At 50.5% G+C, this 15,720-nt stretch carries 14 protein-coding genes; 3 read left to right on the top strand and 11 right to left on the bottom strand.

Annotated features, from left to right (window positions below; genetic code table 11):
• Positions 1 to 17 precede the first annotated feature (17 nt).
• From VIS48_10930 to VIS48_10910, 5 genes are all read right to left on the bottom strand, one after another.
• Positions 18 to 455: a hydrogenase iron-sulfur subunit gene (locus tag VIS48_10930; protein HEY9166662.1), complete on the bottom strand. Its 438-nt coding sequence runs from the start codon at positions 453 to 455 to the stop codon at positions 18 to 20.
• Positions 455 to 2,452: a CoB--CoM heterodisulfide reductase iron-sulfur subunit A family protein gene (locus tag VIS48_10925; protein ID HEY9166661.1), complete on the bottom strand. Its 1,998-nt coding sequence runs from the start codon at positions 2,450 to 2,452 to the stop codon at positions 455 to 457. The genes VIS48_10930 and VIS48_10925 overlap by 1 nt, the downstream gene beginning before the upstream one ends.
• An 11-nt stretch (positions 2,453 to 2,463) precedes the next feature.
• Positions 2,464 to 3,357 carry a CoB--CoM heterodisulfide reductase iron-sulfur subunit B family protein gene (locus VIS48_10920; protein HEY9166660.1) on the bottom strand — a complete coding sequence of 298 codons (894 nt, stop codon included), beginning with the start codon at positions 3,355 to 3,357 and terminating at the stop codon, positions 2,464 to 2,466.
• The gene (locus VIS48_10915) at positions 3,354 to 3,920 is read right to left on the bottom strand and encodes a 4Fe-4S dicluster domain-containing protein (protein HEY9166659.1); all 567 of its coding nucleotides are present in this window, start codon (positions 3,918 to 3,920) and stop codon (positions 3,354 to 3,356) included. Before VIS48_10915 ends, VIS48_10920 begins: the two co-directional genes overlap by 4 nt.
• A 282-nt stretch (positions 3,921 to 4,202) precedes the next feature.
• Positions 4,203 to 4,670, bottom strand: a complete 468-nt coding sequence (locus tag VIS48_10910; protein ID HEY9166658.1) for a MarR family transcriptional regulator — start codon at positions 4,668 to 4,670, stop codon at positions 4,203 to 4,205.
• Between the two features lie 79 nt (positions 4,671 to 4,749).
• On the opposite strand from VIS48_10910, the gene VIS48_10905 reads away from it, so the two are divergent.
• Positions 4,750 to 5,154: a VOC family protein gene (locus VIS48_10905; GenBank protein ID HEY9166657.1), complete on the top strand. Its 405-nt coding sequence runs from the start codon at positions 4,750 to 4,752 to the stop codon at positions 5,152 to 5,154.
• Between the two features lie 42 nt (positions 5,155 to 5,196).
• Here the strand turns inward: VIS48_10905 and VIS48_10900 are convergent, their stop codons facing one another.
• Positions 5,197 to 6,426 carry a C1 family peptidase gene (locus VIS48_10900; protein ID HEY9166656.1) on the bottom strand — a complete coding sequence of 410 codons (1,230 nt, stop codon included), beginning with the start codon at positions 6,424 to 6,426 and terminating at the stop codon, positions 5,197 to 5,199.
• Positions 6,427 to 6,911: 485 nt separating this feature from the next.
• Between VIS48_10900 and VIS48_10895 the strand changes: the two genes are divergently transcribed.
• On the top strand, positions 6,912 to 9,098 hold the full coding sequence (locus tag VIS48_10895) for an ATP-binding protein (protein ID HEY9166655.1): 2,187 nt from the start codon (positions 6,912 to 6,914) through the stop codon (positions 9,096 to 9,098).
• 12 nt (positions 9,099 to 9,110) lie between these two features.
• Here the strand turns inward: VIS48_10895 and VIS48_10890 are convergent, their stop codons facing one another.
• From VIS48_10890 to VIS48_10870, 5 genes are all read right to left on the bottom strand, one after another.
• Positions 9,111 to 9,779: a DUF998 domain-containing protein gene (locus tag VIS48_10890; protein HEY9166654.1), complete on the bottom strand. Its 669-nt coding sequence runs from the start codon at positions 9,777 to 9,779 to the stop codon at positions 9,111 to 9,113.
• Between the two features lie 192 nt (positions 9,780 to 9,971).
• Positions 9,972 to 10,826, bottom strand: coding sequence for a Nif3-like dinuclear metal center hexameric protein (locus VIS48_10885; protein HEY9166653.1), 855 nt, complete (start codon positions 10,824 to 10,826; stop codon positions 9,972 to 9,974).
• A 220-nt stretch (positions 10,827 to 11,046) separates the two neighbouring features.
• On the bottom strand, positions 11,047 to 11,886 hold the full coding sequence (locus VIS48_10880) for a hypothetical protein (GenBank protein HEY9166652.1): 840 nt from the start codon (positions 11,884 to 11,886) through the stop codon (positions 11,047 to 11,049).
• 452 nt (positions 11,887 to 12,338) lie between these two features.
• Positions 12,339 to 12,929, bottom strand: a complete 591-nt coding sequence (locus VIS48_10875; protein ID HEY9166651.1) for a DUF6515 family protein — start codon at positions 12,927 to 12,929, stop codon at positions 12,339 to 12,341.
• Positions 12,930 to 13,333: 404 nt separating this feature from the next.
• Positions 13,334 to 15,337, bottom strand: a complete 2,004-nt coding sequence (locus tag VIS48_10870; GenBank protein ID HEY9166650.1) for a glycoside hydrolase family 97 protein — start codon at positions 15,335 to 15,337, stop codon at positions 13,334 to 13,336.
• A 210-nt stretch (positions 15,338 to 15,547) separates the two neighbouring features.
• On the opposite strand from VIS48_10870, the gene VIS48_10865 reads away from it, so the two are divergent.
• Positions 15,548 to 15,709 carry a hypothetical protein gene (locus tag VIS48_10865; GenBank protein ID HEY9166649.1) on the top strand — a complete coding sequence of 54 codons (162 nt, stop codon included), beginning with the start codon at positions 15,548 to 15,550 and terminating at the stop codon, positions 15,707 to 15,709.
• The last annotated feature ends 11 nt before the right edge of the window (positions 15,710 to 15,720 follow it).

Here is a 15,720-nt window from a genome sequence, read left to right as displayed (position 1 = left end):
CACAGCCAGGATGTTCATCACGCTACCAACTCGTTCTTCATGACAGAAAAATCTTTAGATGGTCCGAGCGCGCGGACCTCTTCAACCGTCGAGTTGACGACCTCCGCCCATTTTGCGCCCTCGGCCGCGGAGACCCATGAGAATCTTACCCGACGCATATCAATTCCCATGAACTCCATAAGTTCACGAAAGACTATCCATCTGCGTCGCGCGTGGAAATTACCCGATGTATAGTGACAGTCGTTCGGATGGCAGCCCGACACGATCACTCCGTCCGCACCCTGCGCGAAAGCATTCAGCACCAAATTGTAATCGATTCGTCCCGTGCAGGGGAAGCGCATTATGCGGACGTTCGGCGCGTACTTGATCCTGCTCGTTCCGGTCAAGTCGGCTCCGGCATATGTGCACCAATTACAAACGAAAGCGACTATTTTTGGATCGAAGATTTCATTCATCAGGCAAATAGCTCCACGACTTCGGCATAGACCTGGTCATCAGTGTACCCTTGCAGATCGATCGACTTGGATCTGCAGAACGCGACACATGTCCCGCACCCCTGGCATAAACCAGGATTGACTCTTGCTACGGTCTTGATTAGTTGGCCGTCTCTCGTTCTGATTTCCTCACGTTCGATCGCGCTGAACGGGCATGCGGACTGGCACATGAAGCAGCCTGCGCAGGTGGAAAAGACCGGCGGGGCGGAACGATTCACGACGGCTATGATCGGCTCCCGGGTTAGTTCGTCGGCTGAAAACATTCCGACGACCTTGCTCGCTGCGGCTGATGCCTGGCCGACACTTTCAGGAATGTCCTTCGGTGCCTGGCACGCGCCCGCCAGAAATATTCCCGCAGTATTCGTCTCGACAGGCCTCAACTTCGGATGAGCTTCGGAGAAGAAGTCATGCGCGTCATAACTCACATGAAGTTTCTGTGCGAGGTCTTCAGCACCTTGATTGGCAACTGCGGCTGTTGCGAGCACGACCATGTCGGCTTCTATCTCCACCTGCTCGCCTGCAAGCAGAGTATCCGCGCCGCGAACGATCAACTTGCCATTGCGCTCGTAAACGCGCGACACCCTTCCACGGATATACTTCACATCGTCTTCCTCAATCGCCCTTCTGACAAATTCGTCATAACCCTTCCCGCCCGCTCGTATGTCCATGTAGAAGACGTAAGCTTCTCCGTCATGCACCTTGTGCTTATAAAGCATGGCATGTTTTGCCGTATACATACAGCAGATCTTCGAGCAGTACTCGATACCCTTTGCCGGATCGCGCGAACCTGCACACGCGATGAAAACGATTTTTTTCGGGAGCGATCCGTCCGACGGGCGTTTCATTTCGCCAAGAGTCGGACCTGACGCCGAAAGCAGCCGCTCGAATTGCAATCCTGATATCACATCCTTGTATTTTCCGTATCCATACTCCGGAAAGAACGTTGAATCCACGACGCTGAATCCTGTCGCGACTACCACCGAGCCGACCGGAATATCAATAAGCTCGTCTTGTTGATCGAGTTTTATAGCGTTTGCCGGACATTTCGTCACACAGAATTTGCATTTGCCGTTTTTGAAATAAGAGCAATGTTTCCTGTCGACCACCGGTTTGTTTGGAATAGCCTGAGGGAACGGGATGTAGATGGCGCTTCTCAAACCGAGGCCTGTATTAAACTCGCTGGGTATCTTCTTGATCGGACACGCGGTCGCGCAGTCCCCGCAGCCGGTACATGCTTTTTCGTCTATGCTTTTCGCTTTCTTGCGAATTCGGGCGGTGAAGTTTCCTACAAATCCCGTAAGACTTTCAAGCTCAGCGTAAGAATAGAGCGTGATGTTCGGGTGCTGGGCGATCTCAACCATACGTGGTGTGAGAATGCACTGCGAACAATCGAGTGTCGGAAATGTCTCGGACAACTGCGACATGTGACCGCCAATCGACGGATCACGTTCGATCAACACGACCTGTTTCCCCGCGTTGGCGATATCGAGAGCCGCTTGTATTCCAGCGATCCCACCGCCAATCACCAGCGCGGTCTTAGTGACCGGCACTTTTATAGGAAAGAGCGGCTTGTTGCGTTTCACTTTTTCCACCATCATCGAGACAATGTCGATCGCTTTCTCGGTGGTGGAATCCGATTTTGCATGCACCCAGGAGCAGTGCTCACGGAGATTTGCCATCTCGCAAAGGAAAGGATTCATGCCGGAGTCGGCACAGGCCCGTCTGAATGTCGGTTCGTGCATCCGGGGCGAACACGCAGCGACCACTACTCCGGTTAAGTTCTTATCACGTATCGAGTCGCGGATGAGAGCCTGTCCGGGGTCGGAGCACATGTATTTATAGTCTACGCTGTGCGCCACACCGGGAATTGCGGCGCATTCCTTCGCGACACGGCCGCAGTCGACAGTCGAGTTGATATTCTCGCCGCAATGACAGACGAACACACCGATTCGTGACATGGAGAGTATTCCTATGATCCTGCTTCTTTGGCCAGCGGTTTCTGCGGGACCTTGTTCCTCGCTTCAAGTCCCATTCTCACAAAATGCCTTTGAATGCCGAGCACATCCGGGCTAAGACCGAACGCCAGACCGATAGCCTGAGTTATATATATGACCGGGAGAGAAAATTTCTTCCCGGTTGTCCTTTCAACTTCCGATCTGCGCATGTCGAGATTCGAATGGCACATCGGGCAAGCAACCACGATCGCCTCCGCGCCGCGGATGAAGGCGTCTTCCAGAATCCGCCCGCATAGAATCCCGACTATGTCCGTCCTCGGGATCGACAGACTCGCACCACAGCATTCTGTTTTCATTCCCCAGTCGATAGTGGTCGCGCCAATTTTTTTCATAAGTCCGTCCATTACTACCGGGTCCTCAGGTTTGTCAGACCGGACAACATCAGGCGGCCGGACGAGGAGGCAGCCATAATAGCAAGCGACTTTGTGGGGAAAAGTATTCGGAATCGATTTGATAATATCAGGAGTGAGTACTTTGTCCAGAACTTCAAGAATATTCCTGATCTCAGTGTTGTCGTCGAGATTCATGCCGATCATGGCGGACACCTCTTCCCTCACGCCAGGGTCGGCGGCAAGCTCGTGCTTCGCGGACGCAAGCCGGTTAAAGCACGCTGCGCACGGAACGAGGACTTCATCCATTTCCTGCTTGACGGCCTGTGCCAGGATGCGGGCCGGAAGCGCGAGGGAGACAGCATGGTCAATTATGTGAGCCGAACTCGCACCGCAACAATTCCAGCCTTCCACTTCTCTCAGGTCCAGATTAAGAAGCGGTGCGATTGCGCGAAGAGATTCGGCATACTCCCGGGCCGATCCCTCTAGAGAACAACCGGGATATAATCCCATCTTCATCTGGTTTTCTCCAACCTGCCTGGTCCGCGGGAAAAGATCCGTGAGACAAGACGCCCGTGCAATCCGGGCCATAGAGAGAGTTTTCGTTTCACCAACATCGAAGGTGCAAGCAAAATGTCCTGAAGAAAATGCCGCGTACGGACCTTGTACTCGCCGATCAACCCTATTTCCCACATCCTGCCGAAAAGGCGGACGTTATCGATAAATGATTTATGAAATGCTACGATATCCCTTGCCCTCGGGTTGACCGCTCCTCGGCGGAGTGATTCCGAGCGGAGTACATCTATGATTCCGGGTAGATCGATTTCCATAGGGCAGCGCATGTCACAGGTGTGGCACGCGAGGCAAAGCCAGATGCTGTAGCTGCAAAGCAGTTTCTGATCCGCTGATTCAGTACCGACCTGAAGGAGACGCATGACGACGTTAGGAGCGATGTCCATACCCACGGCGGCCGGGCAACCTGCCGAACATTTCCCGCACTGGTAGCACTTCTGTGCGGAAATACCCGTCGACCGATTTACAAGGGCCGCGAGAGATTCACTCTCAAGAACATGCAATGCCAACGCAATACACCTTCCTCATTTGAGAGACAGATTCCTTTCAGACAAAACGCGGAAGGAGGGAATTAGCAATGCACGATTATCGGATCAGAGTGAAAGATATTCTAATTCAAAATCATTACCGGCACTGAGAAGAGAGATCAAACTGGAAGTGCCGGCTTTCAAATGGGTAGCGGCGACTAAGAGGCTTCCCTGACTACACGAATTTTGCCTGCTGCCACAACAACTACAACAGAAATTAATAAACTTGATCCAAAAATAAAATGAGGTTCATGCAGATCTGTGTCATCGATCCTGCACGCGCGCGAGGAGTTTGTACCGTTCCTCTTTCCAAATGACGGCAAGCTTTCGAAAATACTCAGAGAGCAGCTTCAACTCGTTTTCCGTGTACCCCGAAGCCAGCCGTTCCATGGCGCGTGACATAGAGTCAAACAACGGAGGGAGTTTCTTCGCGGCCTGTTTCGAGAGGACAACGACAGTACCCCTCCGGTCATCAGGGTTACGCTGCCTCTCGACAAGCCCCGCTTTTTCCAGCCTGTCGATCATCGTTGTGGTTGCTCCGGTTGTGAGTCCGGTAATTGACGCAAGCCTGGATGGGGTCGACGGCCCCCTGATCACGATCGCGTCAAGGCACTTCATGTCGCTGACGTTTAGACCGAGAATCTGGCCTGCCGCCTGGTGAAAGAGGACTGCACCGATAGAGTTTTCCCTCGTCCCCACGATTAACTCTCTCATAAGATCTTTTTTTCTCACCGAATTCATGCGACGCAGTCGTTGACTTTATCTTGAAAATCAAGTAACATCATCATAAAGATAACGGAAAGGGGCCATAATGGCAACAGTTCAGGTCCGCTATATCGTCCACGATGTCGACGCGGCCATTTCGTTTTACTGCGGGCATCTGGGATTCACTCTTGAAATGCATCCGGCACCGCCGTTCGCGATGCTGTCGCGGGGAGATCTCAGACTCGTCCTGAGTGCACCGAGCCCCTCAGGAGGCGGAGGCCAGTCCTTGCCTGACGGCACGAAACCGGAGCCGGGAGGATGGAACCGGTTTGCGATACAAGTCGACGACATCGCCGCCATGGTTGAGTCGCTAAGGTCGGCGGGAGCACATTTCAGGAATGAAATAGTCACAGGTGTCGGCGGAAAGCAAGTCATCGTCGACGATCCGTCGGGCAACCCGGTTGAGCTCTTCCAACCGACAATACCCGAAGCCCGGATGGGTCAGAAGTAATAATGCCTCCGTGCCCGCCGTACCGGGCAATACATTCGTCGGCTATTTGATCCTTCCCGCTATATCCGGTATTGCACTCTTCGGAATCAGGACTCCCAGCATTTTCAACTTGACGTAATCTTCGTTATAAAAATAGTAACCGGGGTGAGTATTATTTCTCGATCCTGATCCGGAGTCCTTAATCAAGTACCATTTCTTTCCGTCTTTCTGAGTATAACCGACAAGATGGATCCCGTGATCGTCACCGGTTGTGTGATTATAAAATCTGAATATTCTGGAATTTTCATCTATGTATTGAGACGGGATGTCGAACGACGGCACCACTGCGATCCCCGCATGGCCCTCGATCCCCGGTTCGGAGACATCGCCGAAAATTTCCATCGTGTATCCTGAACGGACCGCGCCGTCTATCGCCTTCATGAATTCATCAAGCCTGACGTTGAAGTACTCCTTTCCATGCCACCAATTGTCGGGGACGTTGTATTCGACCCAAGTGTCGTACGGCCGGTCCGAAAACGAAACCAGAGGGACATACTCATCCAAATCGAGCTTCACAACATTCTGGAAGTACTCTATCGGTGACATCACCTTACCGTTGACCTCCACTTTTTCAGGTGGAACTCCGAGAAAGTGATTCAAAATGGATTTGACAGTCGACTCTACATCGGATTCATTCCATGCATTCGAAGCCCTGACGCCCTTCAAATACGAATCGAGTTCCGCGAAAAGTTTAGAATGATCATGGAACGGCTGTCCGTTTAACAGGCCCGTGTAATCATTTTCAGGAACCACTCCGTGTTTTCTCCACGCTCGGAGCACGGCCGTCGCCTGCGAGCCCTCTCCGAACGTCTGGTCGCCTCTCGATTTCACATAGCCGAGCGCCTTTTCGACGTACTCCCAATAGACCGTAAACATTTCAGAAAACTTCATTTTCTTCCCCGACAGCCGGTAGACTTCCGATTCAAGAAAGGAGGTTGTTGAGAAGCACCAGCAAGTGCCCGTATTTCCCTGTGAAACCGGAGGATTGTGCCACATCTCCGTGAACTCCCCGACGGACTTCGGCGGATCAAATCTCGTGAAGTCAAGGGAAATCGACTTTTCCTGCGCCACGCTCTTCGGAGTATAGAACTTATCCAGCGAAGAGCTAATGGAGTCATAAAATTCATTTTTGGGTTGAACAAAGATCGCACTATCATGTTGGACGATCTGGGAAAAAGTATTTCCGGAAACTGAAATTAGAATCGCGAATATGACAAGACTAATTGTCTTCATTTGCGTCACCTCTGGGATTTGTCGAATAATAAAATTGAATATGGCAACAGCTTGGGTAGTGGTGATGAGAGGTCCCGAATTCGGATTGAATTTATCAACATGCCCTGAGTTGCTTACGGATGAAAATTTATCCCCTGGATGGTGGATTAACAAGGGATTTCGTGATCGGCCGGTCCTTCTTGACTTCAAACGTCGAACTTACTAATATAAACTCGGTTTCAGGTAGACATTCACCCTCATTAAGTAGCTATTTAGTTTCTTTACTGAATTACTCTCTCAACGAAGAGCATTTCCAATGATAGAATCAGGTCGTACCTTGATCATCGGGATTGCGAAGTCCGAAGTTGCGAACCTTGTGTTTCTGAATCGTGTCCGTTTATTAGATTTCCGCGGACGCATTAACGCTGAGATACAATCGCAGGAGCTCGTACATGTTGAGGAAGACCGCAAATCGAGACCATGACTAGATCAGACGGGAGTCACTGATGCATGCGGGCATCCCTGTTTTAGGGGTGAGTATTTTTGCGGCGATGTCGCTGGCGGCAACGCTTCTCAACTCCGCGTTTGCCTTGTTTGTACTGTTGAAGAACCCTCACGGAACCGTGAACCGGTTGTGGTCCCTCTCGATAGCGTGTCTCGTTCTCTGGGGAATAGGCGAGTTCATAATGCGCGTGACGCCTGATGTGCAGACTGCGCTGGTGGTGAACAGCATCTGTGGAGTGGGATACACAATCCTGCCGTCGTTCTTCCTCAACTTCACTCTCGAGTTCAGCGGACACAGTCCCCGCGGAAATAAATGGATGTATCTCCTGATCTTCTTCCCCGGCATCGTTTTCTCCATCCTGCAGTTTGTGGGATTCATTACAACCGCGATCTATCTCCCGACGGGTTTCTGTCCCACGCCCTATCGCTACTATTTCATTTATATATGCTGGGTCGAGATATGGTTTACCTGGGGATTGTACCTGTGTTATGAGAGATTCAGATCGATGAAGTTGAAACAAGAGCGCTATCAGGCGCTGTTCCTCCTGATCGGGGTGTTGATCCCAATCGTCCTCGCAGGTGTCGTAGATGTGTTTCTTCCGTTTCTCGGTATACAGACGCTGCGGCTCGGTACAGTAGCGAGCACCGCCACCGCAGCGGTGGTCACCTACGCGGTCCACAAGTTCCAGTTAATGTCGCTCACGCCCGCGACGACCGCAAGATTCATCATCGACGCAATGCAGGACATAGTGGTCGTGACCGATATGGACGGATACGTGCTGTTCTCTAATATTTCATTCAGAAGAGAAGTCTCCGACTTCCTTCCTCGCGGAATGCACATTCGGGATTTTATTGAGGAAGGCGGAAACTTTGTCGAATCGTTGCGCGACTCTACGGCCTCCGCAGGAAGGACTATTTTATTTGAAAAAAAATGCCGCCGGGCTAACGGGAAGACGTTTGAGGCTTTGATATCTGTTTCCGGTGTTGAAGACCGCGGCGAGACAATAGGTTTGGTATTCCTTGTGCAAGATATCACCGAGAAGAAGCGGCTTGAAGCGTCCGCGTTTCGATCCCAGCGGCTCGATAGTCTCGGAACGCTCGCCAGTGGGATAGCGCATGACCTGAATAATGTTCTCACTCCCATTTTACTCGCTGTCGAGAGACTGAAGGCCAATTCGGGTGACGAGCTGAACGGAAGACTTGTCGACATCCTGGAGGCGAACACGCGCAGAGGAGCAGCACTCGTAAAACAAATCCTGACGTTCTCAAGGGGCACTATGGGCGAAGCTAAGGACGTAAGAATTAATGATTTGATAAAAGCGACTTGCGATATAATGGAGGAGACTTTTCCAAAATCAATTCAGATAGTCCTCGATCTTCCAGCCGAGCCTATTATTGTACACGGTGATGAGACCCAACTCAGCCAGGTGGTGTTGAATCTCGCGGTTAACGCGCGCGACGCGATGCCCTCCGGCGGGTTGTTAAGTATAGGAGTGGAAAGAGTCGAGGCAGACGAAGGATTCATCAAATTAAACCCGGATGCGAAATCCGGTTCTTACGCGGCCATTACCGTCTCCGATTCCGGGACAGGCATTGCGCCGGAGATCATCGACAAAATATTTGATCCGTTCTTCACCACGAAAGAAATCGGCAAGGGAACCGGTATCGGTCTGTCTACGGTCGCAAGGATATTAAAGACGCACAACGGATTCGTAAACATATACAGTGAGCCGGGGAAAGGGTCATCGTTCAAGGTGTATTTGCCGGCATCCGGAGCGAAAGCCGATGTCAAGCTGGTCGCCGCGCAAAGGCCGCCGGGCAAAGGCGAATATATTCTTATTGTCGACGACGAACCGTCGGTCCGAAGCGTCACCCAGTTTGTCCTGGAATCAAGGGGGTATAAAACGTTACTGGCCGAAAATGGATTAGAGGGCGTCGAGCTTTTCAGAAAGAACACAGAACGCATCGCGGCAGTAGTGATGGACAATTCAATGCCAGGGATGGATGGATTTGAGGCAGCCAATGAAATAAGGAAGATCGATCCGAACTGCAGGATCATTATGCAGAGCGGCCTTCCTAGTTCCGACAAGAGCGAGTCTTCACCGACAGGATCTGTTTTCCTGCCAAAGCCTTTTACAGAGCAGCAGCTTCTCCAGACACTGCATCAGGTGATTGCGGGGTCGCGCTGAGAAGCCATGTGATTATGCCGCCTGCTTATCTCTGAACAGCGTGTGCCCTTTCACGAGCCATGACACCCCGAACGAAATAAGCGCAATCGACTCGAACACAAGTACCGGTCTCCCCTGTGCGAGAATCGTATGTGGGTAGAAAGCGATTTGCACAATCATTGCGATTACAGACAACAGCATGACGAGTCCGCAGCCGATGTAAATCATGTTACGTTTCTTCTTCTCTTTGCCGAGGATACCGCGGTGCCTGGTAAACAGAAAGATGGAATTAAATGAAAGAAACAAAAGGAATAGTACAGAAAATGCGAGATGGACATACTGCGACACATCATCAGGCGTGAGGAAAACACCCACTCTCACCGCTTGACCCGAGAACGGAGAAGTCGGGTAAGCGATGATTCCCAAAGCGAACACACCGCTCAGATTTGTGACGATGTCGTCGATTAGTTCATAACCCTTGTATGAGATTAAGAAAATTGCCACAGCGAACAAAAGTCCGACGAGGAAGTCGCGCATGTTCGTATAATAGTAGCTGCTGAGGGAACCCTGGAGGATCGAGCCGGTCTCAACAAGTCCGCCCAGCACAATGATGAATGGTAATCCGATTGCAAGAATTCCGACGATGCGTCGCATCGACAGGTAAGAGTGAATCAAAGTGATGTTTCTGTCTGATTGTTTCATATGAATCGCAGGTTTAGTTGAGTATTTCGTGAGGAGTGATCTGAAATCGCCAATCGCCGGCAATGTCTCATCGGAATATTTATATCAATCATTAAATCAATTCGAGCTTCGGTCACGTCTTCCATGAAGGGACTGCCGTATCGTCGCGTAAACCAGCATAATGCGACGGGCCCGCGTTCATGAGATCTCTATTCATTCGGCCACCCAGAATGGCTCCTTCGCCGGCACAAACTCAACCGGCACTTCATTTACAAAAGTCCTGAGCCACCGCGCGCATTCCTCCATTCCTGCCTGCTCCGACGGTATGTGGCCGAGAACGATAAGACCTTTCTTGTTATTCTCGGTTACTGCGTCGGCGGCATACTCGATCGTTTCCCATTCGTGTCCTTCACCCATGATCATGACATCTACTCCAGGGAACTGAAAGTAGCGCCGGTTCGAATCGAATCCCGGGAATCCCTCGGAAAGACTGACAGTTGAAACTTTCGCGCTTGAGTCCCCGATGACACGGAGTGTGTGTATTCCAAGTTTTTGCTTCAACGACAATGCAAGTTCTTTTAATGTGGTGGGCTGGAGATGGAAGACGTAGTCATTATCCTTGTCTTTGAACTCTTCCCAGCCGAGTGCGTGGATCATCCCGGTATGTATTCCATCAGGCCGTCGGGCGTGCCAGTGATCGTGAAACCGCCATATTATGAGATGATGTTCCTTAATGAAAGCCTGCTTTGCCACGTACACCGGATCGTTCAACAGTTTCGTGGTCTGGTCCTCGTGACCATAGAATGTGGGTTCGTGAGTTATGATGAGGTTGTCACCATCAGCCGCTGCGCGCTGAAGTACATCGAGTGTGGACATCATCGTCACGGCAATTCCCCTTACCGTATCGCTCGAATCGCCGGCCTTGAAGGTATCGACCGTCGGCTCAAACCATGATACACCGACATTCTTCTTTATGCGCTCGATAACCTGCTCGGCAGTCGGTTTACTCACCTGCGCCAGAGTAGAGCAAGAAATCAGAGTCATAAGAAGACCGATTCTAATCAGCATGAATCCTCCATTGAAGATTAATACTCAATCTTTCGCCCACCTTAGAATAACTTGTCTAGGTTTGATCTCACCGCCCTGGCTGTCATTCAAATGAAAATTTATTGGGCGGCAGGTGGAATGTCAAATTTAATCGTGACCGCTCACATGGCTTGCCCACCATCCGGAAAGAATTTTGCGGTCATAGCCGTTGAATTCGCAGAACACTTGAAATAGGATGGCGTCATTTCACCCTCGCAGGCAAGATCGGAATTTCTACGATCCCATCTTCGACCGCGACGTAAATACAAGCCTCTTTAAACCCTATCCCTCCGGGCGCGAGTCCGATGGATGTCTTCAGATCGTTCTTTGAAAGACTTTCCTTCTTGCCGGTCGAATCAATTCTTACGACGTTCTTGATTGTGCTGACATATAACACTTCGCTGCTGTCCATGCACATGTAGAACATTTCCGGATTCTCACATAATACCTCCGGCCTAACATAATTCGCATTCGCTATCAAGGGGAGTTTCACTATCCGATTCCTGTCGCGGATGTAAATATTTTTCCCGAGATGGTCGATGCAAATTGCGGTCAATGCAAAGTCACCCTTTGAGCCGACCGAGTATATGATTTCCTTATTCCCACGGGGAGTAATCTTGTAAACGATGTTCTTGATATCATCGGCGACAAAGATGCTCCCGTTCCTGTCGAGCTTGACGTCAAATGATCTCGTGAATCCGTCAGCGATTATCTTACTAGTGCCGTCGGGCGCGATTTTCAAAAGCTTGTCGCCGGTAGTCACAAGCGCGTTGCCGCTGTCGTCAACAGTGATGCCCGGACCGATGAAAGTGCCATGGAGGGTCGTAAGTCTGGTGATGCCTCCATCAGGTGCGACGAGAGAAAGCGTACCGTCTCCGTTTGTGGGCGCGGTCACCATGTACATGCCGCCTTTGCCATCGAACGCGATACCGTACGGCCTGTCGCCGGATGTCCTGAGAAAGTAATTCTGAGCATCGACATTGAGTACCGAGATCAGGATTATCAATGCAGCAGTTTTCGAAGCGGACATATACGATTTCATTTGAAATTATCTCGTCGTCATTTGGTTGGAACATTCTCCATTGCAGCGTCGATGATCCAACCCATCAAGTGAATCATGCGAATCCCCTGACGCAAGAAAGTTAACTATCGAAACTGGTATTGGCAATCTTGCAGTCGACCGTCAGGAATATTACCGGGAAATCAGCGCGGCAACCTCTTCCGATCTGGCTGTTGGCTCCCAGATTCTCCGTTATCCCTTAAGTTCAGCTTCTCATTGACATCCGCTGACTGATGCGGGAGAGATGCTGGTACGGCTTGTGAGCGTTGGAACGCATGTAGCGGCACTCATGAATTACGCTCGCAGGCTCAGGACAGCAATCTTGAAATCCTGTCTTTTAGTGCCATCATATACCAAATCAGACCGGGGATGTATAGATATAGGCCGGATAGCCTGACGTTTTCCGGCCAGAATTTTTGAATGTTCATCCGCAATTATTTCTGCCCGTTGTTATTGAACGTAGAGGGAGCGAATGTGACCGAAGTGATCCCCGTGATCGGTATGCTTCGGACTTCGTTGTTCACCTGGAATGCCACGCTGTCCGCACTTGCGCCTACAAAAATACCCGAAAGCGTGGTCCCGTCCGTGAGGATGAGCTTGTCTTGTGTATCACCCGAAGCAGGGGGCGTCGCGCCGCTCGGCTTCTCGACAACGACGTAAACATTTTGGTCCGGGAGATAATTGTAGTAGGTCCCATCATAGTAGTAATATGCGAGCGGTCCGACATGAAAAGTCATGAATCCAAAAGGAAGAACTCTTATCCGTGCGCCGATCGGTGCCGGAATCAGGACATATCCATGTCCCCCGCCTCTATAAAAATACCCACCGCTGTAGAAATACCTGCGTCCGCCTACGATTACAGGATACGGGTTGCGCACAGGTCTAACTACGCGCGTGCCTCTGCTTCCCTCGACGATGACGCGCCTTCTCTGTGCGCTCGCCTCGGGAGAAATCGAGAGTGCCAACATCACTACAACCGCTGAGAAAATGGCGGCGCGAAAAGTTGAATTTCGAATGCTGTTCATTATTCTATCCCCACTTCAAATATTTTTAATCTACTCATGTGTCAAATATTTGACTCTGAGAACCAGGGAGCAGTTTAATCGGTTGGGGGACTTTGGTGTGATACAGAATGGAGGAAGCGCTTCGCAAGAAAAGGCTAATCGAAGAATTGGCATTCCCCGACTAGTCGAGGTGAGCCAATTACTTTACTACTTAGTTACACATTGAAATCTTTCTCTATCTCTTGACACGCCCGCGGAATGATGTGTTTCCCCCACGAGACGGCGGTTATAGCAGCGGTCTCACTGTTGTCACACCGATCAGATTGTCTATGGTGCTGCTGGAACTTAAAGTGATGACCCTATCTCATCCTTCTAAACCCGGTGCGACAGGAGAAATTCATGGAATCATGGCTGTCGAGTCAAGATTATTTCATCTTCTCAATTCTCGCCGCCCATCCGCCACCCGGGGCAAGATGAACATTCAACTTCTCACCTGACGAGATCTCCATTTCTCTCTTGTTATAGTCTGTCGCATCGCGATCGGCGTTTATCCCGTCTTCAAAAATAACGGCCCGGTATTTCCCCTTTGCGAGAAATGAAAAATCGAGAGCGAGATCTCTCGGCGTCCAGTTTGTCATCGCTCCGACATACCATGTAGTTCCCTTGCGCCGGGCGACGGCAGCATATTCTCCAACTTCACCATCGAGAGGGACTGTCTCTTCGAATATTGTCGGCACTTTCGTTATGAACTCGGTGCACTCCTTCTCTCTCATGTAAATAGTCGGATTGTCCGAAAGCATCTGGAGCGGCACGAAATACATGACATACATAGCCAGCTGCTGGCAGCGAGTACCCTGGCTCATCGGCATCGAGTTCACCGGTCTGAACGCATCTCTCGTGGCATTTCTCATCGCGCCCGGTGTGTAATCCATCGGACCGGAGAGCATGCGAATGTAAGGAATGCTCACGAGCTCCCTCGACGCATCGTCTGCAGACCATTTGAGATACTCCATTCCCCTGACGCCTTCGTTGCCGACCACATTCGGGTATGTCCGATGAATCCCTGCAGGCTTGAACACTCCGTGGTAATCGACGAGGAGATGATACTCAGCCGCCTTCGCGGCGATTTGGTAGAGAGAACTTACAGCGACCTGGTCGTCACGGTCTGTAAAATCAATCTTGAAACCTTTCACTCCCATTTTTGAATAGAGTGGAAACACCGTGTCCATCTGAACCGCCGTCGCGTGCCAGGTTGCCCAGAGAATTACTCCCACATTTTTCTTCTTGCCGTAGTCGACAACTTCCCGGAGATCCAGAGCGGGTATTATTTTTGTGAGGTCCATTGCCGGTGACCAGCCCGCATCTATAATGATGTATTTGATTTTGTATGCGGACGCGAAGTCGACGTAGTATTTACAAGTCTGTGTGTTGATGCCGGATCTGAAGTTGACGTTAGAAATATTCCAGTCGTTCCACCAATCCCACGACACCTGCCCCGGCTTGATCCACGAGATATCCGAAATTTTAGGAGGCGCAGCCAGCTTTTGCACTACATCGTTGTTCAGCAAATCTTTGTCGCGGTTACCGATTGCGACGATGCGCCACGGGAAACTCCTGGTGCCGTTTGTCTTTGCGATGTAGTCGGCTCTTTTCGTGGGGATATAATTTATGCCGTGGAGTTCCGCTTCGAGCGGATACGGCGCATAAACGCCCATGAAACCTTTACCGGTTTGATTAAGCCCGAGATACATTCCAGGATAGTCCTGCAGGTCAGCCTCGAGGATCACTAGTTTCTTCCCGTTTCCCGGATCGACTAAGAGCGGCAGAAACGCCAGCGAATCCTTTGCGAACTGGGAAGTCTTGATTTCCCTGTAGAGCGCCTCGAATGATGAATTGAAGATCTTACCGTTCCTGTAATCGTTCATATATGGAACGAAAGCTTTGTAGTCGTCGGAAAAATTGAAGGTCGCTTCTTCATTCTTCACGACGATCTCGCCTTCCTTCTTCGTGAAGAATCGATACGCCACAGCATCGTCATACACTCTGAAGATGACACCGAAGTCGTCGGCGCAGTTCAATGTGAGCTGGTTGTACCTGTCAGGAATTATCGACTTGAAATAGTTAATCGCAGGAAACGAAGAGTCTTTCTCTTCCCTCCTCGATGAGATTAGCCTGGCGCTGTCTCCGAGCACTTCGCCATCATCAAGCTGCAATGAAATCGTAGACGGCGAAATTAACTGTTGGCCATTCTCCTGAACTGACCATTCGATCTTAATTCCCACATCGATTTTCATATTGATATTACCGTTCGGAGATTTTAGATCGAACGAAGTTTGTGCTGACAACAGTGAGGGAACTAAAAGGAGAAGGAGTCCTGCAATATAGATCTTCTTCCGAATCAGTTCGGGTATTCGTGTAGAAATCGTCATGGTTGCCTCCGGTACAATGAAAAGATAGCACACGTGCCGCTTGCCGCAAAATAAACTTTTAGGCAGCATCCTGCAGACATATCTAGAATAATCAAGAGGGAGATAAAACAGAATTGTTACGAATTCTCAATGACATTTGCCCTGCGTCACCTCCCTGATATACACGCGGAGGGAATCGAAGTTGTATGATCGTCTGGATCAGGCGGCAGGTTGAGGAAACTCAAGCCGAATCTAAAGACACTCTTCATGTCGGGTTACACCGCCGGCATGTTAGCACCGCAGGGCGTACTCCAGGACATGTCCCAGTTTCTGCTGAAGCCTTTGAAGCAGGAAGATTTGGCCGAGCGCGTGAGAGTGGTGTTGAGCAGGTAGTTATCCTACCT

Source organism: Candidatus Kryptoniota bacterium (assembly GCA_036567965.1).
Lineage (GTDB): Bacteria > Bacteroidota > Ignavibacteria > Kryptoniales > JAKASW01 > JAKASW01.
The sequence above is the reverse complement of the archived record's forward strand: the minus strand, read 5'-3'. Positions and strand labels throughout refer to the sequence as shown.

Excerpts from the sequence above, each read along its gene's own strand:
- VIS48_10925 (HEY9166661.1), bottom strand. The coding sequence starts at position 2,452 with ATGTCACGAATCGGTGTGTTCGTCTGTCATTGCGGCGAGAATATCAAC.
- VIS48_10930 (HEY9166662.1), bottom strand. The coding sequence starts at position 455 with ATGAATGAAATCTTCGATCCAAAAATAGTCGCTTTCGTTTGTAATTGG.
- VIS48_10920 (HEY9166660.1), bottom strand. The coding sequence starts at position 3,357 with ATGAAGATGGGATTATATCCCGGTTGTTCTCTAGAGGGATCGGCCCGG.
- VIS48_10870 (HEY9166650.1), bottom strand. The coding sequence starts at position 15,337 with ATGACGATTTCTACACGAATACCCGAACTGATTCGGAAGAAGATCTAT.
- VIS48_10895 (HEY9166655.1), top strand. The coding sequence starts at position 6,912 with ATGCATGCGGGCATCCCTGTTTTAGGGGTGAGTATTTTTGCGGCGATG.
- VIS48_10880 (HEY9166652.1), bottom strand. The coding sequence starts at position 11,886 with ATGAAATCGTATATGTCCGCTTCGAAAACTGCTGCATTGATAATCCTG.
- VIS48_10885 (HEY9166653.1), bottom strand. The coding sequence starts at position 10,826 with ATGCTGATTAGAATCGGTCTTCTTATGACTCTGATTTCTTGCTCTACT.
- VIS48_10900 (HEY9166656.1), bottom strand. The coding sequence starts at position 6,426 with ATGAAGACAATTAGTCTTGTCATATTCGCGATTCTAATTTCAGTTTCC.
- VIS48_10875 (HEY9166651.1), bottom strand. The coding sequence starts at position 12,929 with ATGAACAGCATTCGAAATTCAACTTTTCGCGCCGCCATTTTCTCAGCG.
- VIS48_10890 (HEY9166654.1), bottom strand. The coding sequence starts at position 9,779 with ATGAAACAATCAGACAGAAACATCACTTTGATTCACTCTTACCTGTCG.
- VIS48_10905 (HEY9166657.1), top strand. The coding sequence starts at position 4,750 with ATGGCAACAGTTCAGGTCCGCTATATCGTCCACGATGTCGACGCGGCC.